Source organism: Ruegeria sp. BG3, from assembly GCF_056538485.1.
The window spans coordinates 413,010-433,620 of the sequence record NZ_JBQFTE010000002.1; the positions used below are offsets into that span (position 1 = coordinate 413,010).

A 20,611-nucleotide genomic window follows, 5' to 3' on the forward strand; every position below is an offset into this window, starting at 1 on the left:
ATCCTCTCAAATCGAAATTACGCTGCCTCTCCGGCAGTTTGCGTCTTTATGTTCAACTAATCAAGGTGGTGGAAACAACAGTCAGCGGACTATAGCGAAAATGCACACTCTTGGGAAAAACCGTCCAAAACCAGCGCACTGGCGTTGAAGGCATCCCGCCAACTGACCACACCACCGGCCTTGCGACCGATGCGAACCGTACCCAGTTGCCCATCCACAAACAGACAGGCGATCCGGCCCTGATCCTTCAATTGGTCCAGTACCGTGTCGGGCACCTGCTCTACACCGCCTTGTATCATAATCACGTCGTAAGGGCCATGCTCAGCCGCTCCCTCTTCCAGAGGTCCAAAATGAATGATGGCATTGTCGACGTTTTCTTCGGTCAGCACGCTTTGCGCCTCAGAGGCAAGGTGCTCGTCGGATTCGACGCCCACTACCAGCTGCGCCATCCGCGCGGCAACGGCGGTCGAATACCCATAGGCCGACGCGATATCGAGGACCATTTCGTCATTCGAGATATTCAGCGTATCCAACATCTTGGCTAGAGTGCGCGGCTCAAGGATGCAGCGGTTGTTGCCCAAATCGATCAACCCTTCGACATAGGCCGCTTCGCGCTGCGCGGTCGGTACAAAGCTTTCACGCGGAACGGACAACATCGCGTCGATGATTGGAAACTTGGTCACATCCGAGGGTCGTACCTGCGTATCAACCATGGTGCGGCGCCGGGCTGCGAAATCTGACATCTGATCTCTCTTTTCAATCCCTTGGGTATTTGGCTTGTGCCACACTCGACCTGTCTCGACAACGGCCCAGATGCCGCAAGCCTTGTTCACGATCCGTTTAAACCGGCCGCCCACAAATATTGATTTGCTACCCAAAATCGGCGCCAATCCTCTGGACGCCCCCGATGAAAGCTGCTAAAACGCCCACCACACCACGTCAAGTATTTGATTTTACTTGAAAAGGCGAGTTGGCGGAGTGGTGACGCAGCGGATTGCAAATCCGTGTACACCGGTTCGATTCCGGTACTCGCCTCCAAACTGCAAGCCGTTGCCACGGCTGCACAAATCGACCCTGACGGTTGTCAGCAGGGCATGTTCACGGATTTTAGGGGAACGCCTATGCTGATCAAGCACGCGCTGACGCGCTACAAGACCGACCATCTCGACTCACTGAAGCACGGCGACGAACGCCTGACGCAGTTGGAACGGGTACTTGAATCAAACTCATGTTCCGAGATGCACACCATCACAAATTCCGACCTGTCGACCGCACTGAGTCGGTGGAAGACGTCCACAAGGAATCGGTACATCGCGGCCATCTCGCACTTCTGGCGGTACGGTCGGGCCAATGACTGGACATCGCTGGTGCCGACGATCCTGACGGCCAAGGAGAATCCGCGTGACGTGGTTCTCGCGCTGGATCAGCTTCGGATGCTGTACCGGGTCGCAGACTATCAGGGCAAGGCGTGGTCGCAGTTCCTGCAACTCCTGATCCTGACCGGGCAACGGCCAAGCGATCTGATGCAGTTCAACCCCGCTCTGGTGCGCGACCAGTGCATGGTCATCCCGTCGTCCAAGAACGGTACCAGCCATGTCATCCCGTTAGCTGGTCGGGCTTTCGTTCTGGCCGCTATGCAGCCAAATCGGTTTCAGGACTACAAGACCACGGCGCACGTCAAAAAACGCTGGTTTGCTGACGCATACATTCCGACCACCCGCTTCCAGCTTCGGGACATCCGCAGATCTTTCGCCACGCATCTGTGCGAACACGGCGCGGATGAAAACGATGTCGACCGGATCTTGAACCATCAGGCCGCAGCGACCGCCAGAGGGGTACAGAGGACGTACAACCGGTCTCGACGCCTCAAACAACGTCGGGACATCATGAACCTCTGGGAAGGGCTGCTTTTCGCTAACGGTTAAAAAACTCACCGTAGCATATGGGGTTATTCGAAACTTATTGGCCCGGTCGTCTGCCAGTTTGATCGGACTTTTTGTCATTCTTTCCGACTTGCTGCATATGGCCCCCAGCAGTTCAGCGGCTTCGAGTTTTACCGGTTCGCGCAGTCTGTTCCATTTGGTTTCATCATCGACGTCGATAAGATACCCCGCCGCCCACAAGAGTTTGTCCATCTACTTCGGACACGCGCTAGGCTTCTGTTCGCACGGCAGTACAGACAAACGCCGTTCAACTCCTTCCATCACGCGCCGGTCAAACTCGGTTGGGTCCATACCAATCGCACGCGACTTGCCATCGGCTATGAGGCCTTGCTTCCGTCGTCGGTCCCGCATGTGGGGCCATTCGGCACTTCAGGCTGCACAACTTGGTCCGGGCGTTATGGCCATCCAGTGACACAGCACATTTGGCGCATTTGCGGCCATCCATCACGCAACCCGATATTTTTTGCGCAACTCGGCCACGACAGATTCAAGGTGTACCCCCACTTTTTCCTTAGAGTCTTCAGACAGAGACAGGTCTTCGAACACACGCGTCATAGCCTTGAAAAGACCAAGCAGGGCATCATCAGCTTTGTTTTTCCGTTGAGAACCTGCAATCAAATGATGGGGATTGATGCAAAGGCTATTTCCGCACAGATGACGCACAACCCCATTTTTATGCCCCTGCCCACCATCAATCGGAAAATTAGGATCACAGCACATATTGTATGCCAGACGAACCGCCGAAACCTTGCGGCCTTGGTAGAGTAGTTTCGGGCGGGGCGCGGTTTCATTCTCATTGGTCCAGCCCTGCCAGATCATGCAATCGTCTTTTACGCCAAACACATCATGTCGTTCGCGTTTGAGCATGCACATGTTCTTGAACTTGTTTTTGCTCGGTCCTCTGCGCAGAACTTCAGGCATCTCAGAGATATACATTTTAGTCCTTTTCTACCTACCACTTGGGGATGCGCGGTTCATATTGCGGCTTGCGCCTTTCGGCGATACGGGGGGCTTAACCCCACGCCACGGCAGCGGGAGATGTGCCACATGCTTCTAGACGTCCTGCCAAAGCAATTAGTTTACCTTTTGTCGCAGCAATCTCTCCTTCCAAATCGGCACCTGAAAGGCTGGAGACCGGTACGCCAATCAAAAAAACGCCCAAAGCATCGCCAGTTACGGCGTTTTTTTGCGCCGCCACCAGTGTGGGAACTTTTGCCGCTTCTTGTTTGTATAAATTTGCAGCGCGGGAACACGATACATCGCCATAAGTATCACCCATGGAAACAGGCGCGATTGCCCCCGGCTGTTGTGCGCAGGCGGTTGTGAGCAGAGTCCCACACACAGCAAATACTGGAATTGTCTTTTTGATCTTCATCGCTTAGTTCTCCTTTCCTTCAAGCTGGAAATAAGAACTATGCTAAATACTTGCATTTGAATTTCTGCCAAAAAAGTAGGGAGTTAACGGTTTTTTGGCTTAGCTGAACAAATACATTCGAATCTCGCCATGTATTTCACATGGTGATCAGATTTCGTTTGCTGAACAAGCGTCTGGGAAACCGTTTTGCTCCAATTTGAGAACCCCGCTATGATGTTCGCAGCTATCATCGGACGCATTCTGGTCATTTCACTGACACCGGGTTGGTCAGCAATACTCAGGATGGCCACTCTTATCAGAGCCGCGATATTGTTCACCAGCTTTGACAACAGCCCGCCTGACCATCGCGCAGTGGCATGTATTGCCTATGTTCGAGATGTCGCCACCAACGTAATTTTTAGGCGTTCCAGTGAGGCCGAATTGCATAGACGGGCCGGGACTAAGAACAAATACTGGAAACGCTGCGAAGCAACGTGTGGAAGATCACCTCCACCACAAGACCGTCATCTGTAAGTTGAGCGGAGAGTGGGCCTATGATCGTTGGGTATCTGCTTATCAAACTGCTGCCGACGAAGGCGAAACGTTGGCAATGAGCAATCTAGCCGAAATGCTCATGTCGGCAGGTTTCTTAAAGGAAGCTCAGATTGAGCTTCAACGCGCAAATGACCAAGAAGCTCACAAGAACGTCGCGAAATCGCAAGTGAGACTCGACTCGATTCCGTTGGATGAAGAAGAAGACAAAGCAAAAAAGTTGGATGGGGCACCTGAACTAAGCCAATTTCTTTCAGCGGTTGGTCATTGTATCTGGCAGCCCAGCCCTACTGAAATTGGCCGCGTTTGGATAGATGGTGGCGTCTCGCTTGCAGTTAGCAAGGAAAATGATCGTGTCACAGCATCTGGTAGCTATGAAAAAACGGATGCAGAGAATGCTCTTACAGCTTCAGTGACAGACACTCAAGAGAAGCCAAAGGACACATACGACGTTACAATTAACGGCCGATTCGTCGGTTCGGTATTGTTAGGAGAGTATTCTTCGAAACGCCGAGGAAAAACCCGACAACCTCTAGGTTGGTTTGACTTCGCAGAGAGCAAGAAAGAGCTTATCGCGATTTATGATCCCGCACGCCAAGTTCTGAGTTGTATGATCGGCAAAGAAATAAAGGAGTTAGAAGTTCGAGATTGAACCCAATCAAGTCGAGTAAGGCAATGCGACATCGCCGACTATCACGAACGTCCAGATAGCTGTTTTTGAAAAAACGGACTCTGCGCAGTGCTTCCGTCAGTGGAGCATTGCGCTGCGAGTACTGGCAATACCTACCTAGTATCCAGACTCACTGCCCTCGCGCTGTTCATAGACTGCTTGAGATTGGCCTCTGCTCGGTATTCTTTGCTTTGGCTTTAAAACAATGGTGCCAATACGGCCGGAGAACCCCACAAAGTCTTCCTCTGAGTGCTTTCACTGGATGATGAAATGGAACCGAACCACCATCTTTTCATTTTTGCGGTTCCCAATCCTTTAGCGCGTTGTCAAGTAGTGTCAGTTCGCGTTCTTCCATTAGGGCGGTATAGCTGATCCGAATTCATCCGACCGGGCGTCATGCGGCGTTCTCCGCATCTTTGAGATACTTCTCAATCGCCCAGCGACTGATCGTTGCCAGCGACACGCCCTTGCTCTTTGCAACGGTGTCGATCTGACGCTCAGTTTCCGGCTTCATTGGAACCGTCACACGGTCCGTGGAATCTAATCCTCTGGCCATTTCATTCTCCTAACTTGGTACCCACAAGTTATGAGAACTTTTCACACTATAATAATGAAAAATCCGATATAGTTGTTTATCTATAAGGAGTTAGACTATGGACGTAGAAGCTATTTATCGTGAAGAAATCCGGACCTTGATCCGTGAACAGTTAGATCCGGCAAATTGCAAATCTGTGTACACCGGTTCGATTCCGGTACTCGCCTCCACATCCCCTTCCTCTTAATACCATCTCCGGAAATCAGTTTTCAGGAGGAACGCCCCTGAGGCACAACCTCGTACCCTGGTTCTTCCGGCTCATCGTCTTGCATTTCCGTAGGAAAACCCGGTGCGCGGATGTCCAAACCCGTGGCCTCTTCCAGGCGTTTGATGATGTTTGGCGAAAGCTCACGCTCGCCAAACCGGGCGATGCCGTCTTCAAAAATCTTGATCATTACCGGATTGATTTCCAGCGGAACACCGGCGCGGTCGGCGACGTCCTGAAACAGGCCGATATCCTTTTTCACCAAATCCATCGTAAACGAAATATCGCGCGAGCCGTTCAGGATCACCTGGCTTTCGGTTTCGTGCACGAACGAGGTTCCTGACGAAATCTTAATGGCCTCATAGGTGGTGTTCAAATCCATCCCGGCGGCCTTGGCGGTAACCAACGCTTCAGCACAAGTGATCAGGTTGGCTGTGGCCAGATAGTTGGTCAGCACCTTAAGAACCGAGGCTGAGCCGAGCTTTCCGGTGTGCAGAACGCGCCGCCCCATGGTCGTAAGGAAGGGCAGAATGCGTTCGAAGGTGTCGCGATCGCAGCCAGCGAAGATCGAGATATTGCCGGTCGCCGCGCGGTGGCAGCCACCCGAGACAGGGCAATCGACGGCGGCCCCTCCGCGCTCCAGAACCAATGCCCCCAACCGCTTGACCTCAGCCTCGTCGGTGGTGGACATCTCCATCCAGATCTTACCGGGGCCAACCTCAGGCAGCATCTCTTGCATCACCGCGTCCGAGGCCGCAGGCGACGGTAGGCAGGTGATCACGGCATCGCAATCGCGCATCATCTGGGCCGGGTTTTCAGCCGCTTTGGCGCCTTGCGCGACAAAGGCCTCGACCAGATCGGAACTCAGGTCATGAACTGTCAGATCGATTCCATTGCGCAGCAATGACCCCGACAGCTTGCCACCCACATTCCCAAGCCCGATAAAACCTACTTTCATGGATTTCGCCTCCGTTTGCGATTTGAGGCCATGCGACCATGCATCAGCGCCATGTTCATGCCGCCTAGCGACGCTGGCAGGTCGCTTTTCAACGTGCCGCAGCGGTCTGGGCTGCATCGCGCTTGACAAGCTGCGGGTGCGTGCCGCATGAGCCTCGTGTTGGTGTCTGTGAGAACAGATGAAAAGGGAATGCGTCAACGGGTTTTCCGCCAAACGCAGCCGCCCCCGCGACCGTGACCGGAGAGGGTGCCCAAGCCACTGGCGCAAAGCCGGGAAGGCGGGACATCCGACAGAGGACGCCTCTGACATCCGCAAGCCGGGAGACCTGCCAGCGCCCGAAGATGAAACCGGACGGGGTGTTCCGGTGTCGGGTCAAGGGACCCGCATGAAACCCCGTCCCCCACGATGAGGATTTGGGGGGATGAGAGACATGACCGAGACCGCTCCGGTCGAATTGCTGGTTTGCACCACCTGTCGTCGCGGGCTGCCCGTTGAAGACGATGCGCAACGCCCCGGCACCCTATTGCACAAGGCGCTTGAGCAGGCGGACCTGCCGGAAGGGATTACCCTTAAAGCCGTGGAATGCTTGTCGAACTGCAACGAGGGCTGCTCCATCGTGCTGCGCGGCGGCCCGGATCGCTGGACCTTCGTTTATGAACATCTGAACGAAACAGACCATGTCGACGTGATCGTTGACGGCGCCACCAAGTACCTCGCGACCGAGGACGGCTTGGTCAAATGGCGCGAACGCCCCGAACATTTCCGCAAAAACTGCGCAGCCCGCATTCCCCCGATTGGAGCCCTGAAATGAGCAACTTGGAAAAACTCCCCGTCACCGTGATCACTGGCTTCTTGGGCTCGGGCAAAACCACGCTCGTGAAGCACCTGATGCAGAACCCGCAGGGCAAGCGTCTGGCCGTGGTGGTCAATGAGTTCGGCGATGTCGGCGTCGATGGCGATATCCTGAAATCCTGCGCGATCCCGGATTGTCCGGCGGAAAACATCATGGAACTGGCGAACGGCTGCATCTGCTGCACTGTGGCCGATGATTTCATCCCGACCATCGAAGCCCTTATGGCGCTGGAGCCGCGCCCCGATCACATCCTGATCGAAACCTCGGGCCTCGCCCTGCCCAAGCCGCTGCTGAAGGCGTTCGACTGGCCCGATATCCGATCAAAAATCACCGTTGATGGCGTCATCGCGTTGGCCGATGCTGAGGCCGTCGCAGATGGGCGCTTTGCTCCGAATGTCGAAGCCGTGGACGCTCAGCGCCTGGCCGACGACTCGATCGACCATGAAACACCCCTATCCGAGGTGTTTGAGGATCAGATTTCCTGCGCCGACATCATCCTGCTGACCAAGCCTGATCTGGCCGGTCCCGAAGGCGTGGCCAAAGCGAAAGAGATCATCGCCGCCGAGGCCCCTCGCCCGCTTCCCGTTGTCGAAGTGGCCGAAGGCGCCGTGGATGTGCGCGTCGTTCTGGGTCTTGAGGCCGCAGCCGAGGATGACATGGACGCTCGCCCGTCGCATCACGATGGTCACCACGATCACGAGCACGACGATTTCGAAAGTATCATCGTTGATCTGCCGGAACAGTCCGATCCTTCCGATCTGGTCGCCAAGATCGAGCGTCTGGCCAATGAACTGAACATCCTACGCGTAAAAGGCTATGCCGCCGTTCAAGGCAAGCCTATGCGCCTGCTGGTTCAGGCCGTGGGTGCTCGTGTGCGTCACCAGTATGACCGTCCGTGGGAGCCCGGTGAAGACCGCCGCTCGCGTATGGTGGTGATCGCCGAACATGACGACATCAGAGAAGCAGAAATCCGCGATATCCTCGCTGGTGTCACCGAGGCCGCTGAGTAAGACCAATGCACGTCGTCTTCCGCGAAAGCCACGGGTTAGAAGAAACAGAAACCCCAACCGATCTGGGCCAGAGCCCGGCGGATTTGGTGGTGCTGTCCTTCTCGGACAGCGACCTTGGCGCTTTCGCGGCAGGCTGGCACCGTGGTGGCGGGCCAGAGGGGCGGATGCCGACCCTGCGACTGGCCAATCTGACGGCGCTGAAACACCCTCTGTCCGTCGACACATACGTGGAACAGACGCTTGAGGGCGCCAAGGGCATTCTGATCCGCCTGATTGGTGGCGTGCCTTACTGGGCCTACGGGTTGCAGCAAGTTCTGTCGCTGGCGCAGGCCAAGGGGATCGCGTTGGCCGTCCTTCCCGCCGACGGGCGTGAGGATACGCGGCTGGATGAGTATTCAACCCTGCCCGTCTCGACCCTGCGCCGTCTGGCACATCTTTGCGACACCGGCGGTGAAGTCGCGGCACAGGCCGCCTTGGCGCAGATGGCATTGGCGGCGGGGCTCTACGCCGGCCCTGTTATGGGGGCCAAGACCCTGCCCGAATCCGGCGCGTGGTGCCCTGTGCGCGGCGTGATCCCAGTTGATACAGCCTTTGCGGGCGACGCAAAACGTATCGTCATCACCTTCTATCGCGCCTATCTGACCTCGGCGGATACGGCCCCTGTCGCCGCCGTGATCCGCAGCTTGCGGGATCGCGGGTTTCAGGCCGTGGGCCTCTTTGCCCCCTCGCTCAAAGCACCTGCTGCCGCTGAATGGCTGCGTGACAACATCGTCGCTTTGAAGCCTTCGGCGATCATCAACGCCACCTCTTTCTCGGGCAAAGGCGCATCGGGAACGTCCCCTCTCGACGCAGCAGGCGTGCCGGTATTTCAGATGGCCCTCGCCACATCCCGCCGCAAGGCTTGGGCCGAGGCGGAACGCGGCCTTTCCCCCGCCGATCTCGCCATGCATGTGGTGTTGCCCGAAGTCGACGGACGCATTTCGGCGGGCATCGCCTCGTTCAAGGAACCGGGCAAGCGTGATCCGCATCTGGAATATTCCCGCTTTGCCCACCGGGCCGAGCAAGAGCGGATCGAAGCGATTATCGACCGCGTCACCGGCTGGCTAACCCTGCATGACAAGCCCAAGGCGGATCAGGTGCCCGCGCTGGTGCTGTCGACCTATCCCGGCAAAGACTGGCAAATGGCGCATGCGGTGGGCCTCGACGCACTGGCCTCGGCCGAGGCGATGCTGACCGATCTTCAGGCCGAGGGCTACAGAACCGCGCCGGCTGAGCCGATTGCGGAAACCCTGCTGGACGCGCGCATTTCGTGGCCTCTGGAAGATTACAAGGCAGCCCTAGCTGACTTGCCCGAGCAACTGCGCGCCGATCTCCAAACCGTTTGGGGCAAGCCCGAAGACGACCCGGATTTTACTGAAGGCGCGTTCCACTTCTCCGCCCTGCGCCGAGGCAACGCGCTCGTTGCTCTACAGCCCGAACGCGGCACACCCGAACTGCGCGATGACGACTATCACGACCTGTCTCGCACCCCGCGTCACAGCTACGTCGCCTTCTATCTGTGGCTGCGCAAGGGGCTGGGCGCAGACGCTTTGATCCATATCGGCGCGCATGGCACTCTGGAATGGCTTCCGGGCAAGTCCGTTGCTCTGTCGGCGAATTGCTGGCCCGAGGCGCTGATCCGCGACTTGCCAGTGATCTACCCTTTCATAGTCAATGACCCGGGCGAGGCCGCGCAGGCCAAGCGTCGGATCGGGGCTGTCACGCTGGGCCATATCCCGCCCCCGATGAAGGAAAGCGGCACCCCGGATCGCATGGTGCGTCTGGAATCGCTGCTGGATGAGTTCTCGAATGCGGACGGACTGGATCCCAAACGCCGCGACCGCCTTCAGGAAGATATCCGCGACGAGGCGCAGGCCATCGGGTTGGAGAGCGATTTGGGCCTCGATCAGGCCACCTGCACCGCCGAGGCGATTACCCGCATCGACCGCTTTGTCTGTGACATCAAGGAAAGCCAGTTCGGCGACGGGCTGCATATCTATGGCCGTGCACCGGAGGTGTCCGGCACTTTCGACTCCGCGCCTTCGGCCCATGCGGAACGCAGCGCTCTGATCGACGCGCTGGCCGGGAAACGGATTGAGGCCGGGCCGTCCGGCTCCCCCTATCGCGGTCGCTCGGATGTTCTGCCGACCGGGCGGAACCTCTATACCACCGACCCCCGCTCGGTGCCCACGCGGGCGGCCTACACCCAAGGCGTCAAACTGGCCGAGGAACTGGTCCGCCGTCACCTTCAGGAAGAAGGCGACTATCCCAAGGGGCTGATCGTCGACCTATGGGGCTCGGCCACCATGCGCACTGCAGGCGAGGAATTCGCCATGGCGCTGCACCTACTGGGCGTGAAACCGGTCTGGGACAAAGGCTCCGAAAGGGTCTCGGGGATCGAGGTGCTGCCGATCACTGATCTCAGCCGCCCGCGCTTGGACGTGACGCTGCGTGTGTCGGGCCTGTTCCGGGACGTCTTCCCGACCCTCTCGGCGCTTTACGGTCAGGCTATCCGCGCGTTGGCCGCGCGAGATGAGGCGACCGACTGGAACCCCTATGCCGGTCAGGCCCCGTCGGCCCGCGTCTTCGGCCCCGCGCCCGGCAGCTATGGCGTCAACATGACCCAACTGTCCGAGATCTATACCGACGAGGCGCGCGCGCAGGCAGGTGAGGCGTGGCTTGAGGCCAGCTCCTTCGCGCTGGAGGGAGAGAATATCGTTCAAGACAAAGCGGGCATCACCCAACGCGTGGCGCATGCCGACAGTTTTGTTCACCTGCAGGACCTGACCGAAACAGACCTTCTGCTGGCCAATGACTACGCCACGCACGAGGCAGGTTTTGCCGCCGCCAAGAAGGCCACGGGTGGGACCGCGCAGCTGTATCATCTGGACAATACCAATCCCGAAAACCCGCGCGCCCGCACCCTTCCGGAAGAAATCAGCCGCGTCGTCCACGCCCGCGCTGCCAATCCGGACTGGATCGCCGGGATGCAGCGGCATGGCTTCCGTGGCGCGGCCGAGATCGCGGCGACTTTGGATCACATGGCCTCGTTTGCGCATCTGTCGGGTTCCGTTGCGCCGCATCTGTTCGACCTCTACCACGATGCCACACTGGGCGATGAATACGTGGATGCCTTCCTGCAGCAGGCCAATCCGCAGGCCCATCAGGCGATGCAGGACCGGTTCCGCGCACTGCTGGATGCCGGGTTGTGGAACACCCGGCGCAACTCAATCCGGGCGGATCTGGAGGGGCTGGGATGAGCGCGCCCAGCCCAAAACCAGTCGTCCAAGGTTGGTGCCCCGGCGCCCACCGACCGATGATGTCTGGGGATGGGCTGGTGGTGCGCGTGCGCCCTCGGCTGGCTCGGCTGACCGCACCACAAGCGCTTGGTCTGTGTGAACTGGCCCAGCAGTTTGGCAATGGCACAATCGACCTGACCAACCGCGCAAACCTGCAGTTGCGTGGCGTAAAGGAAGGTGATCACCAAGCATTGCTGTCCGAGCTGTCCGCGCTTGGGCTGTTGGACACGGAGCCGGGTATTGAGGTCCGGCGCAACATTCTGGTCTCACCGCTTTACCGGTCGGGTGACCTGACCGCGCGGCTAGCGCAGGAATTGATCGACCGCCTGAACGAGTTGCCCGCGCTGCCGGCCAAATTCGGCTTTGCCATCGATACAGGACCGGCGCGCCTGCTGGCGGCGGATTCGGCCGATATCCGGTTGGAGCGTTCCGCCGAACGTCTGATCCTTCGCGCAGATGGGGCGCAGACCGGACGTGTCGTCTCCGAGGCGGAGGCCATTGATCACCTGATTGCTCTGGCCACATGGTTTGCCGAGGTCTTCACACCAGACACCCGCCGCATGGCCCGGGCCGTGGCGGCTTTTGGTCTGCCTGCGGAATGGCAGGGCCGCGACCCCGGACCAATTGGCGCGTCGTTACAACCAGGCGCTTGCGATCTGGGCAACCTCTACGGAGCGGCCTTAGGGCAATTGCCCGCAAATGAGTTGCACGCGCTGATCCGCGTCAGCGGCGCCTCTGCCCTGCGTGTCACCCCTTGGCGACTGATCCTGCTTGAAGGCGGGGCGGCGATACCCGCACCGGGTTTTGTCACGGACGGCACCGACCCGCTTATGACCACTGACGCCTGCCCCGGCGCTCCGTTCTGCCCGCAGGCGCAAGCGGAAACCCGCGATATTGCCCGTGCGTTGGCCCCGCGTGTGCCCGGCACCCTTCATGTCTCGGGCTGTTCCAAAGGGTGCGCTCGGATGAGTCCCGCGGATGTGACTTTAGTCGGCCAGAACGAACGATTTGATCTTGTCAAACAGGGCCGCGCGGGGGATGAGCCAATCCTGCGCGGGCTGACCCCCGCAACACTGATGACGATGGACTTCACCTGATGCCCTACACTTACGAAACCGACGGCGCGGCGATCTACAAGGAGAGCTTTGCAACCATCCGGTCCGAGGCCGATCTGGCCCGGTTCGACGCCGATGAAGAGCAGGTCGCCGTTCGGATGATCCACTCGGCTGGCATGGTCGGGCTGGAAGAATTCGTACATTTCTCGCCCGGTTTCGTCAGCGCCGCACGCACCGCGCTGGAAAACGGCGCACCGATCCTGTGTGACGCACGTATGGTCAGCGAAGGCGTGACCCGGTTCCGCCTGCCCGCCGAGAATGAGGTGATCTGCACCCTGCATGACGAGCGCGTGCGCCCCTTAGCCGCTGAGATGAACAACACACGCTCGGCCGCAGCGCTTGAGCTGTGGCGCCCGCATCTTGAGGGCGCTGTGGTCGCTATCGGCAATGCGCCGACGGCTCTGTTTCACCTGCTGAACATGCTGGAAGACCCTGACTGCCCACGCCCCGCCGCCATCATCGGTTGCCCCGTGGGCTTTGTCGGCGCGGTCGAATCCAAGGACGCCCTGTGGGAGGCACAGCCGGTGCCGTCCTGCATTGTCAAAGGCCGTCTCGGTGGCAGCGCCATCACAGTCGCCGCCATCAACGCCATCGCGAGCCGCGCCGAATGAGCGCGGGCAAGATATATGGCGTCGGTCTCGGCCCCGGTTACCCCGACCTGATGAGCGTGCGGGCCGACCGCCTGCTGCGCAATGCCCGCCACGTGGCGTTTTTCCGCAAGCCGGGCCGCAGTGGTCAGGCACGTAAAATCGTCAATGGTATGATCCCGGAAGGTGTGGTGGAGTTCCCGATGGAATACCCCGTCACAACCGAGATCCCTCTGAACGATCCGCGCTACAATGAGTTGTTGGCCGCGTTCTATGAGGACTGCGCGCACCATCTGAAAGCCCTTGCTGAGAAGGGCGAAGACGTCGTTGTCCTGTGTGAAGGTGACCCGTTTTTCTACGGCTCGTTCATGCATCTCTACACCCGTTTGCGCGATATCGCCCTCGTCGAGGTCGTCCCGGCCATCACCGGCATGTCCGGCGCCTGGACAGCAACAGGCGATCCGATCACCTGGGGCGACGATATCCTGACCGTTCTGGCCGCCACCCTACCCGAGGAGGTTCTGGCCGAACGCATGGCACAGACCGATGCGCTGGTCGTGATGAAGATCGGGCGCAATATCGACAAAGTCAAACGCGCGCTCAAGACCGCCGGGATGTATGACCGGGCGTGGATCGTGGAATACGCACAAATGCCAAACCAGCGGGTCTGCAAATTGTCCGAGAATTGTGAGGGGATCACCCCCTATTTCTCGATCATTCTGGTACACGGTCAGGGGCGACGGCCATGAGCGGCTGGGTCAAGATCGCGGGCCTCGGGCCGGGAAATGAAGACCTGGTCACGCCCGAAGTCTCCGCTGCACTGGCCGAGGCGACCGATGTGGTCGGCTACATCCCCTATGTCGCGCGCGTGGCCGAACGCCCCGGCCTGACGCTGCACGCCAGTGACAACCGGGTTGAGATCGATCGCTCGCAACATGCGTTGCAGATGGCGGCCGAGGGGAAACGCGTGGTTGTTGTGTCCTCGGGTGATCCGGGTGTCTTTGCGATGGCCGCTGCGGTGTTTGAGGCGCTGGAGAACGGCCCCGCCGAATGGCGCAACATTCAGATTGATGTGCTGCCGGGGATCACTGCGATGCTCGCCGCGTCTGCTCTTGCCGGTGCGCCTATGGGGCATGATTTCTGCGCCATCAATCTTAGTGACAACCTCAAGCCCTGGTCCCTGATCGAAAAGCGGCTGCGTCTGGCGGCGCAGGCGGACTTCTCGATGGCCTTTTACAATCCGCGCTCGAAGTCGCGGCCAGAAGGGTTTGTTAAAACGCTGGAAATCCTGCGCGAGGAATGTGAGCCTGAACGTCTAATCCTGTTCGCGCGCGCCGTGTCGCGCGAGGACGAAGCGATCCGGATTTCCACTCTGGCCGAGGCCACGCCCGAGATGGCCGATATGCAGACGGTGGTTATTGTCGGATCATCGCGCACCCGCGTGATCGAGCGCGACGGCGCGCCCATCGTCTACACGCCGAGGTTCACACCGGAATGAGCCAACCAGTCCAGAACCTGTGCAATCGTCGACAGCTCGGTCCGCTCTGGCAGGATCGGACGGTCGATCATCAGCACCGGCAGGCCAAGCGCCCGCGCCGCGTCCAGCTTGGCCCGCGCGCCGGTGCCGCCTGCGTTCTTGGACACAACCAACTGCGTCTCGTGCCTCTGCATCAACGCGCGGTCATCGGCCTCGGCAAACGGCCCGCGGGCGACAACCACGTCGGCATTCGGCAAGGGCAACTCATCGGGCGCATCAACAAGACGCAGCAGATAGTGATGCTGGGGCTGGACCGCGAACTCCTCAAGATGCATCCGGCCAACGGCAAGGAAAACGCGTTGCGCCTCGACGTTCAACGCATCAACTGCGGCGGGGATATCGGGAACGTGTCGCCAGTCATCGCCGGGTTGCGCGCGCCATGCAGGTCGCGTCAGCGCGGCCAATGGCGTTTGCGCCTCACGGCAGGCCTCAATCGCGTTTCGGCTCATCTGCGAGGCGAAGGGATGGGTCGCGTCGATCACATGGCTGATCCCGTTGTCGCGGATGTAAGCAACCAGCCCCTGCACGCCGCCAAACCCGCCGACCCGAACCGGCAAGGGTTGCGGGCGCGGTTTCTCAACCCGTCCTGCGTAGGAATAGGTCGCCGCAAGCCCCTGTTCGGAAACGGCTTTGGCCAGAGCGTTCGCCTCGGTCGTGCCGCCCAGAATAAGCACATTGGGGATCAGGAGGTGGGTCATGTCTGATACTCCGTGGTTGACCGTTCTGGGCCTGGGTGAAGATGGGCTTGATGGCCTGTCGCCCGCAAACCGTCAAGTGCTGCATCGGGCCGAGGTCATCATGGGCCCGCCTCGCCACCTGTCACTGGTGCCCGAAACAGGGGCTGAGCGGATCGAATGGCCGGTGCCTTTCTCCGACGGTCTGCCGATTCTGACCGGGCTTCGGGGTCGTGCGACGGTGGTTCTGGCCTCGGGCGATCCCTTCTGGTTCGGTGCGGGCTCGGTGATTGCACGCAATTTCGAGGCTGCCGAGTGGACCGCGCGGCCCGGCCAATCGACCTTTTCGCTGGCCGCCGCGCGTTTGGGCTGGCCGTTAGAGGGCACCCAGACCTTTGGCCTGCACGCCGCTCCTCTGACGCGTTTGCGACCGCACCTGTCTCCGGGGCTGCGGGCGATCATCCTGTTGCGCAATGGTGCTGCCGTTGCAGAGCTTGCGACCTATCTGACTGAGACCGGGTTCGCCGATACCCAGTTGCACGTGATGGAGGCATTGGGCGGCCCGCGTGAACGCGCGCGCTCGGTCTCATTGACCGAAGCGCTTCTGGGCACGTTCGATCACCCGGTCTGCGTCGGGCTGGAGGTTGCGGGCGAAGGGCGCGTTTTCCCCAAAGCCTCGGGCAAGCCCGACGAGATTTTCGAGACCGACGGCCAGATCACCAAACGCCCGATCCGAGCGCTCACCCTGTCGGCGCTGGCCCCGCAACGCGGTGAGCATCTGTGGGATATCGGTGGTGGCACGGGCTCGATCAGCATTGAATGGCTGATGTGTGATCCGACCTTGACGGCTACAACCATCGAACCCCGCGTAGATCGCGCCGAACGCATCCGGCGCAATGCAGATGCGTTGGGGCAAGACCGCCTGAACGTTGTGCACGGCACGGCGCCAGATGCGCTGTCAGGTCTGCCTTTACCTGATGTAGTTTTCATCGGAGGCGGTCTCAGCGCCGATCTCTTGGCGTGGCTGCGCGATGCCCTTCCATCAGGCGCCCGCTTGGTCGCCAACGCCGTTACTTTGGAAAGCGAAGCGCTGCTGGCCCGCTGGCACGAAGAGTTGGGCGGAGATCTATTGCGGATTGAGCTTGCGCAATCGGCACCTCTCGGCCCTCGGCGTGGGTGGAAATCAGCCTATCCGGTCGTGCAATGGAGTGTGACGTTATGATCGTCGCTGGCCTTGGCTTTTCATCAAGCGCAACAGTGGACAGCCTGCGCGCGGCTTATAACGCCGCTGCCGCTGATCATGACGTTCAAGCCTTGGCAACCGTTGCCGACAAAGAGGGCCACCTGGCTCTGGCCAGTTTCGCAGAAGGCCTTGCCCTGCCCGTGCATTTCGTTGCCGCAGCCGATCTGGCCGGGCAACGCACCCTGACATGCTCGAACCGCAGCCGCGCCACCTATGGCACCGGCAGCGTGGCCGAAGCATCCGCATTGGCCGCCGCCGGAACTGGCGCGCGGCTTCTTTCACCCAGACATATCTCGGACGACCGGCTGGCGACATGCGCCATAGCCATCGGAGGACACTCATGACCGTTCATTTCATTGGCGCCGGACCGGGCGCCGCCGATCTGCTGACCCTGCGCGGGCGCGATATCATCGCGTCCTGCCCTGTTTGCCTCTATGCGGGATCTCTGGTGCCCGAAGAGATTCTGGGCCACTGCCCCGACGGCGCGAAGATCATCAACACCGCGCCGATGGATCTGGATCAGATCATGGCCGAGATCGACGCGGCGCATCAGGCGGGTCAAGACGTGGCACGCCTGCACTCGGGCGATCTGTCGGTCTGGTCGGCAATGGGTGAACAAATCCGCCGTCTGAAAGAGATGGGCATCCCCGTCAGCGTTACCCCGGGCGTACCTTCATTCGCAGCGGCTGCGGCGTCTTTGGGCACTGAGTTGACCTTGCCCGGCCTGGCGCAATCGGTGGTCCTGACGCGGACCCCGGGCCGTGCGTCCTCAATGCCCGAAGGCGAAACACTGGAGAACTTCGCCCGCACCGGCGCGACACTGGCCATTCATTTGTCGATCGGCAACTTGGACAAGGTGATTGCCGATCTGAGCCCTGCTTATGGCGCGGACTGCCCAGTAGCGGTCGTCTACCGGGCCAGCTGGCCGGATGAGCGGATCATCCGCGCGACGCTGGCCACCCTCAAAGATGCGTTGGATGAGAGCATTTCGCGCACCGCGCTGATCATGGTTGGGCCTGCGCTAGCGGGTGAAGGGTTCGACGAGAGCTGCCTGTATTCGAAAGACTATGACCGCCGCTATCGCCCTCAGAGCGCAGACAGCCCATGGTCAAGCTGGAGTCATGGTGATGACTAACCCTCCGGGCATTCTGATCTCGGCCCCTTCTTCGGGGACTGGCAAAACCACCGTGATGCTGGGCCTTTTGCGGGCGCTGGCCGAGGATGGCCTCACCGTGCAGCCGTTCAAGAGCGGCCCCGACTATATCGACCCGGCCTTCCACCGCGCGGCGGCGAGGCGAGCTTCGTTCAACCTTGATAGTTGGGCGATGGGCGACGGGCTGCTTGGCGCGATCTCGGATCAGGCCGAAGGGGCGGACATCGTGGTGGCCGAAGGCTCGATGGGTCTTTTCGATGGCGTCGCCAAACCCGGCGAGCTGGGCCACGGGTCCAGTGCCGAAACCGCGCAACGCATGGGCTGGCCCGTTGTATTGGTTTTGGACGTGGGCGGTCAGGCCCAATCGGCAGCGGCGACCGCGCTGGGGTTCAAGATGTACAACCCCGATCTGCCCTTTGCCGGAGTGATCGTGAACCGCTGCGCCAGCCCTCGGCATGAGCGGTTGACACGGTTGGGTATGGAACGGGCAGGCCTGCCGGTTCTGGGCGTATTGCCCCGTCGCGGAGACCTGACTCTGCCGGAACGTCATCTGGGGTTGATCCAAGCGGTTGAGCATCCCGATCTGGAAAGTGCCATTGTGGGTTATGCGGCATTCCTGCGGGAGCATGTGGACCTTGAGGCAATCAAACTAGCGGTTTCCTCAGGCCCCAAAGGGCCATCGTCAGCCGCGCTGCCGCGGCCTCCGGCGCAACGAATCGCGCTGGCCCGGGATGCAGCGTTTTCGTTCACCTATCCGCATCTGTTGGAGGGATGGCGCGCGGCGGGGGCCGAGATCCTGCCGTTTTCGCCATTGGCCAATGAAGCCCCCGCAGATGATGCCGATCTGGTTTGGTTGCCGGGTGGGTATCCGGAGCTGCACGCAGGCACTCTGGCCGCCGCGGACACGTTCCTGACCGGTTTGCGGAAACACGCAGAAACCAAGCCGGTGCATGGGGAATGCGGTGGCTACATGGCCCTTGGTGAGGTTCTGATCGACAAAGAGGGCGTACCGCACCAGATGGCTGGATTGCTGGGGCTGCAGACCTCGTACCAGAAACGCAAATTCAATCTGGGGTATCGCCGAGCCGAACTGCTGACTCCGATGCCAGGGTTTGCGCAGGGCGCATCGCTGCGGGGGCATGAGTTCCACTATTCCTCGATCATCGAACAGCCTGATGCCCCGCTGGCGCGTGTGTTCGATGCTGAAGGGGATGAAGGCCCGCAGACCGGATCGCGCCGTGGCAATGTCACCGGTACGTTCTTTCACCTCATCGCTGAGGCCTCGGCATGAGTGGGTTTGTGTCATTCATCGGGTCCGGTCCGGGAGACCCGGAATTGCTGACCCTGAAGGCCGTGGACCGGATGCAGAAGGCCGACGCCGTTCTGTTCGACGATCTGAGCAGCGGGCCCATTCTGAGCCACGCGCAACCCGATGCTGATCTTGTGGGCGTCGGCAAACGCGCCGGACGGCCCTCGCCCAAACAGGATCATGTCAGCCGCCTGCTCGTGGAATACGCGCAGACCGGACAGCGTGTCGTGCGGCTGAAATCTGGCGATGGCGGCATGTTCGGACGGCTTGAGGAAGAAATCGTCGCCCTGCGTGCTGCCGGGATCGATTATGAGATCATTCCAGGCGTCCCCTCTGCCATCGCAGCCGCAGCAGCTGCCGGTATTCCGTTGACCCGCAGGTTGACGGCCCGGCGGGTACAGTTCGTCACTGGCCACGATGTCAGCGGGCAGCTGCCCCCCGATCTGAACCTGACCGCATTGGCGGATGCTGCGGCGACCACCGTTGTTTTCATGGGCAAACGGACCTTTCCGCTGCTGGTCGAGGACCTGCACGCCAACGGCCTGCCGCTGAATACGCCCGCCCTGATGGCGGAGTCTGTTTCCACGCCAGATCAAAAGCTGCACCGTTCGACCATTGGCGCGCTGGCCGACACGCTGAAATCCGAGATCGGAACGGCCCCTGCCCTTATCCTATACGGTCCATTGGCGGAGTTCGAGGATGTATGAACTGTCCCTGATCGGCATCGGCACCGGAAATCCCGACCACGTAACCCTGCAAGGCGCGCAGGCAATCCGCGAGGCGGATCTGATCCTGATCCCGCACAAGGGTGAAAACAAGGCCGATCTGGCCGGGCTGCGGGAGGAGATCATAGCCAAGGTCACTGAGACCCCTCCGCAGATCGCATATTTTGACATCCCCAAGCGCCGATCCGACGACGGATATCTGCAAGGTGTCGACGAGTGGCATGATGCTATTGCCCTGCGCTGGCAAGAGGCGATGGCGGCGCATCCTGAGGCCTCGAAGATCGCCCTGTTGATCTGGGGGGATCCCTCGCTTTATGACAGCTCGCTTCGCATTGCAGCGCGGCTGGACCCGCAGCCGCGTAAACGCGTGATTCCGGGGATCACCGCGCTACAAGCGCTGACAGCCGCCCATGCCATTCCCATCAACGACATCGGCGCGCCCTATGTGGTGACCACTGGCCGACGCATCCGCGACGAAGGCTGGCCCTCGGACGCCACCAAGGTTGCCGTGATGCTGGACGGCGAGTGTTCGTTCCAGGCTCTGGACATGGAGGCGTTCGATATCTGGTGGGGCGCTTATGTCGGCATGAAGGAAGAGATCCTGATCCACGGCCCGCTGGATGCGGTGGCCGAGACTATATTGACCACCCGTGCGCAGGCACGCGCCGATCATGGTTGGATCATGGATATCTACCTGCTGCAAAAGCGGTCACCCTGAAGACTCATACGAAAATGTGAATGCAGCGATGGGCGAAACCTGCTCTAGTTGGGTACCAACAAGACGGAGACC

Annotated in this window: 21 protein-coding genes, 1 tRNA gene and 1 riboswitch; of the genes, 16 read left to right on the plus strand and 6 right to left on the minus strand. The window is 60.0% G+C overall.

The window, feature by feature from the left end; translation table 11 throughout:
- Nucleotides 1-89: 89 nt before the first annotated feature.
- Complete coding sequence (locus ACR0AI_RS05680) at nucleotides 90-743, minus strand: protein-L-isoaspartate O-methyltransferase family protein (RefSeq protein WP_480672260.1); 654 nt, start codon at nucleotides 741-743, stop codon at nucleotides 90-92.
- A 221-nt stretch (nucleotides 744-964) separates the two neighbouring features.
- Here ACR0AI_RS05680 and ACR0AI_RS05685 point away from each other — a divergent pair.
- Nucleotides 965-1,038: transfer RNA gene (locus ACR0AI_RS05685), tRNA-Cys, on the plus strand.
- An 83-nt stretch (nucleotides 1,039-1,121) separates the two neighbouring features.
- Entirely contained in the window at nucleotides 1,122-1,925 is an 804-nt protein-coding gene (locus tag ACR0AI_RS05690) for a tyrosine-type recombinase/integrase (RefSeq protein WP_480672262.1), read from the plus strand.
- A gap of 462 nt (nucleotides 1,926-2,387) precedes the next feature.
- Here the strand turns inward: ACR0AI_RS05690 and ACR0AI_RS05695 are convergent, their stop codons facing one another.
- Both ACR0AI_RS05695 and ACR0AI_RS05700 read right to left on the minus strand, forming a co-directional pair.
- Nucleotides 2,388-2,879, minus strand: coding sequence for an HNH endonuclease family protein (locus ACR0AI_RS05695; RefSeq protein WP_480701272.1), 492 nt, complete (start codon nucleotides 2,877-2,879; stop codon nucleotides 2,388-2,390).
- Nucleotides 2,880-2,955: 76 nt separating this feature from the next.
- Nucleotides 2,956-3,318 carry a hypothetical protein gene (locus tag ACR0AI_RS05700; protein ID WP_480672266.1) on the minus strand — a complete coding sequence of 121 codons (363 nt, stop codon included), beginning with the start codon at nucleotides 3,316-3,318 and terminating at the stop codon, nucleotides 2,956-2,958.
- 475 nt (nucleotides 3,319-3,793) lie between these two features.
- On the opposite strand from ACR0AI_RS05700, the gene ACR0AI_RS05705 reads away from it, so the two are divergent.
- The gene (locus ACR0AI_RS05705) at nucleotides 3,794-4,501 is read left to right on the plus strand and encodes a hypothetical protein (RefSeq protein WP_480672268.1); all 708 of its coding nucleotides are present in this window, start codon (nucleotides 3,794-3,796) and stop codon (nucleotides 4,499-4,501) included.
- A gap of 412 nt (nucleotides 4,502-4,913) precedes the next feature.
- On the opposite strand, the gene ACR0AI_RS05710 is transcribed toward ACR0AI_RS05705, so the two are convergent.
- Both ACR0AI_RS05710 and ACR0AI_RS05715 read right to left on the minus strand, forming a co-directional pair.
- On the minus strand, nucleotides 4,914-5,075 hold the full coding sequence (locus tag ACR0AI_RS05710; protein ID WP_480672270.1) for a hypothetical protein: 162 nt from the start codon (nucleotides 5,073-5,075) through the stop codon (nucleotides 4,914-4,916).
- Between the two features lie 248 nt (nucleotides 5,076-5,323).
- Complete coding sequence (locus tag ACR0AI_RS05715; RefSeq protein ID WP_480672272.1) at nucleotides 5,324-6,394, minus strand: NAD(P)-dependent oxidoreductase; 1,071 nt, start codon at nucleotides 6,392-6,394, stop codon at nucleotides 5,324-5,326.
- A 26-nt stretch (nucleotides 6,395-6,420) separates the two neighbouring features.
- A riboswitch (cobalamin riboswitch) is annotated at nucleotides 6,421-6,624 on the plus strand.
- Between the two features lie 83 nt (nucleotides 6,625-6,707).
- Here ACR0AI_RS05715 and ACR0AI_RS05720 point away from each other — a divergent pair.
- Genes ACR0AI_RS05720 through cobJ form a run of 7 tightly spaced genes read left to right on the plus strand, consistent with a single transcriptional unit; the run spans nucleotide 6,708 to nucleotide 14,678 of the window.
- The gene (locus tag ACR0AI_RS05720) at nucleotides 6,708-7,088 is read left to right on the plus strand and encodes a DUF1636 domain-containing protein (RefSeq protein WP_170666380.1); all 381 of its coding nucleotides are present in this window, start codon (nucleotides 6,708-6,710) and stop codon (nucleotides 7,086-7,088) included.
- Nucleotides 7,085-8,140: a cobalamin biosynthesis protein CobW gene (gene cobW / locus ACR0AI_RS05725; RefSeq protein WP_480672274.1), complete on the plus strand. Its 1,056-nt coding sequence runs from the start codon at nucleotides 7,085-7,087 to the stop codon at nucleotides 8,138-8,140. Before ACR0AI_RS05720 ends, cobW begins: the two co-directional genes overlap by 4 nt.
- A gap of 5 nt (nucleotides 8,141-8,145) precedes the next feature.
- A complete protein-coding gene (gene cobN / locus ACR0AI_RS05730; protein WP_480672276.1) occupies nucleotides 8,146-11,439 on the plus strand; it encodes a cobaltochelatase subunit CobN in 3,294 nt (1,097 codons plus the stop codon).
- The gene (gene cobG, locus ACR0AI_RS05735; RefSeq protein WP_480672278.1) at nucleotides 11,436-12,575 is read left to right on the plus strand and encodes a precorrin-3B synthase; all 1,140 of its coding nucleotides are present in this window, start codon (nucleotides 11,436-11,438) and stop codon (nucleotides 12,573-12,575) included. Before cobN ends, cobG begins: the two co-directional genes overlap by 4 nt.
- On the plus strand, nucleotides 12,575-13,204 hold the full coding sequence (locus ACR0AI_RS05740) for a precorrin-8X methylmutase (protein ID WP_480672280.1): 630 nt from the start codon (nucleotides 12,575-12,577) through the stop codon (nucleotides 13,202-13,204). Before cobG ends, ACR0AI_RS05740 begins: the two co-directional genes overlap by 1 nt.
- Nucleotides 13,201-13,929 carry a precorrin-2 C(20)-methyltransferase gene (gene cobI / locus ACR0AI_RS05745; protein WP_480672282.1) on the plus strand — a complete coding sequence of 243 codons (729 nt, stop codon included), beginning with the start codon at nucleotides 13,201-13,203 and terminating at the stop codon, nucleotides 13,927-13,929. The genes ACR0AI_RS05740 and cobI overlap by 4 nt, the downstream gene beginning before the upstream one ends.
- Nucleotides 13,926-14,678, plus strand: coding sequence for a precorrin-3B C(17)-methyltransferase (cobJ, locus tag ACR0AI_RS05750; protein WP_480672284.1), 753 nt, complete (start codon nucleotides 13,926-13,928; stop codon nucleotides 14,676-14,678). Before cobI ends, cobJ begins: the two co-directional genes overlap by 4 nt.
- Here cobJ and ACR0AI_RS05755 read toward each other — a convergent pair.
- Entirely contained in the window at nucleotides 14,651-15,415 is a 765-nt protein-coding gene (locus tag ACR0AI_RS05755; RefSeq protein WP_480672286.1) for a cobalt-precorrin-6A reductase, read from the minus strand. The genes cobJ and ACR0AI_RS05755 overlap by 28 nt on opposite strands.
- Here ACR0AI_RS05755 and cbiE point away from each other — a divergent pair.
- The 6 genes from cbiE to cobF are packed head-to-tail and all read left to right on the plus strand — an operon-like array spanning nucleotide 15,414 to nucleotide 20,539.
- On the plus strand, nucleotides 15,414-16,613 hold the full coding sequence (gene cbiE / locus ACR0AI_RS05760; RefSeq protein ID WP_480672288.1) for a precorrin-6y C5,15-methyltransferase (decarboxylating) subunit CbiE: 1,200 nt from the start codon (nucleotides 15,414-15,416) through the stop codon (nucleotides 16,611-16,613). The two genes, ACR0AI_RS05755 and cbiE, sit on opposite strands and share 2 nt — an antisense overlap.
- The gene (locus ACR0AI_RS05765) at nucleotides 16,610-16,978 is read left to right on the plus strand and encodes a cobalamin biosynthesis protein (protein ID WP_480672290.1); all 369 of its coding nucleotides are present in this window, start codon (nucleotides 16,610-16,612) and stop codon (nucleotides 16,976-16,978) included. The genes cbiE and ACR0AI_RS05765 overlap by 4 nt, the downstream gene beginning before the upstream one ends.
- Nucleotides 16,975-17,769, plus strand: a complete 795-nt coding sequence (gene cobM, locus ACR0AI_RS05770) for a precorrin-4 C(11)-methyltransferase (protein ID WP_480672292.1) — start codon at nucleotides 16,975-16,977, stop codon at nucleotides 17,767-17,769. The genes ACR0AI_RS05765 and cobM overlap by 4 nt, the downstream gene beginning before the upstream one ends.
- Nucleotides 17,756-19,078: a cobyrinic acid a,c-diamide synthase CobB gene (locus ACR0AI_RS05775; protein ID WP_480672383.1), complete on the plus strand. Its 1,323-nt coding sequence runs from the start codon at nucleotides 17,756-17,758 to the stop codon at nucleotides 19,076-19,078. The genes cobM and ACR0AI_RS05775 overlap by 14 nt, the downstream gene beginning before the upstream one ends.
- Nucleotides 19,075-19,803 carry a uroporphyrinogen-III C-methyltransferase gene (gene cobA, locus ACR0AI_RS05780; RefSeq protein WP_480672294.1) on the plus strand — a complete coding sequence of 243 codons (729 nt, stop codon included), beginning with the start codon at nucleotides 19,075-19,077 and terminating at the stop codon, nucleotides 19,801-19,803. Before ACR0AI_RS05775 ends, cobA begins: the two co-directional genes overlap by 4 nt.
- Nucleotides 19,796-20,539: a precorrin-6A synthase (deacetylating) gene (gene cobF / locus ACR0AI_RS05785; protein WP_480672296.1), complete on the plus strand. Its 744-nt coding sequence runs from the start codon at nucleotides 19,796-19,798 to the stop codon at nucleotides 20,537-20,539. Before cobA ends, cobF begins: the two co-directional genes overlap by 8 nt.
- Nucleotides 20,540-20,611 lie beyond the last annotated feature (72 nt).

Bases quoted from the DNA above. Each gene is read 5' to 3' on its own strand.
- ACR0AI_RS05695 (WP_480701272.1), bottom strand. From the start codon at position 2,879: ATGTATATCTCTGAGATGCCTGAAGTTCTGCGCAGAGGACCGAGCAAA.
- ACR0AI_RS05715 (WP_480672272.1), bottom strand. From the start codon at position 6,394: ATGCAGCCCAGACCGCTGCGGCACGTTGAAAAGCGACCTGCCAGCGTC.
- ACR0AI_RS05740 (WP_480672280.1), top strand. From the start codon at position 12,575: ATGCCCTACACTTACGAAACCGACGGCGCGGCGATCTACAAGGAGAGC.
- ACR0AI_RS05755 (WP_480672286.1), bottom strand. From the start codon at position 15,415: ATGACCCACCTCCTGATCCCCAATGTGCTTATTCTGGGCGGCACGACC.
- cobN (WP_480672276.1), top strand. From the start codon at position 8,146: ATGCACGTCGTCTTCCGCGAAAGCCACGGGTTAGAAGAAACAGAAACC.
- cobJ (WP_480672284.1), top strand. From the start codon at position 13,926: ATGAGCGGCTGGGTCAAGATCGCGGGCCTCGGGCCGGGAAATGAAGAC.
- ACR0AI_RS05710 (WP_480672270.1), bottom strand. From the start codon at position 5,075: ATGGCCAGAGGATTAGATTCCACGGACCGTGTGACGGTTCCAATGAAG.
- cobI (WP_480672282.1), top strand. From the start codon at position 13,201: ATGAGCGCGGGCAAGATATATGGCGTCGGTCTCGGCCCCGGTTACCCC.
- ACR0AI_RS05720 (WP_170666380.1), top strand. From the start codon at position 6,708: ATGACCGAGACCGCTCCGGTCGAATTGCTGGTTTGCACCACCTGTCGT.
- ACR0AI_RS05700 (WP_480672266.1), bottom strand. From the start codon at position 3,318: ATGAAGATCAAAAAGACAATTCCAGTATTTGCTGTGTGTGGGACTCTG.
- ACR0AI_RS05690 (WP_480672262.1), top strand. From the start codon at position 1,122: ATGCTGATCAAGCACGCGCTGACGCGCTACAAGACCGACCATCTCGAC.
- ACR0AI_RS05775 (WP_480672383.1), top strand. From the start codon at position 17,756: ATGGTGATGACTAACCCTCCGGGCATTCTGATCTCGGCCCCTTCTTCG.
- cobA (WP_480672294.1), top strand. From the start codon at position 19,075: ATGAGTGGGTTTGTGTCATTCATCGGGTCCGGTCCGGGAGACCCGGAA.
- cobM (WP_480672292.1), top strand. From the start codon at position 16,975: ATGACCGTTCATTTCATTGGCGCCGGACCGGGCGCCGCCGATCTGCTG.
- cobG (WP_480672278.1), top strand. From the start codon at position 11,436: ATGAGCGCGCCCAGCCCAAAACCAGTCGTCCAAGGTTGGTGCCCCGGC.
- ACR0AI_RS05680 (WP_480672260.1), bottom strand. From the start codon at position 743: ATGTCAGATTTCGCAGCCCGGCGCCGCACCATGGTTGATACGCAGGTA.
- cobF (WP_480672296.1), top strand. From the start codon at position 19,796: ATGTATGAACTGTCCCTGATCGGCATCGGCACCGGAAATCCCGACCAC.
- ACR0AI_RS05765 (WP_480672290.1), top strand. From the start codon at position 16,610: ATGATCGTCGCTGGCCTTGGCTTTTCATCAAGCGCAACAGTGGACAGC.
- cbiE (WP_480672288.1), top strand. From the start codon at position 15,414: ATGTCTGATACTCCGTGGTTGACCGTTCTGGGCCTGGGTGAAGATGGG.
- cobW (WP_480672274.1), top strand. From the start codon at position 7,085: ATGAGCAACTTGGAAAAACTCCCCGTCACCGTGATCACTGGCTTCTTG.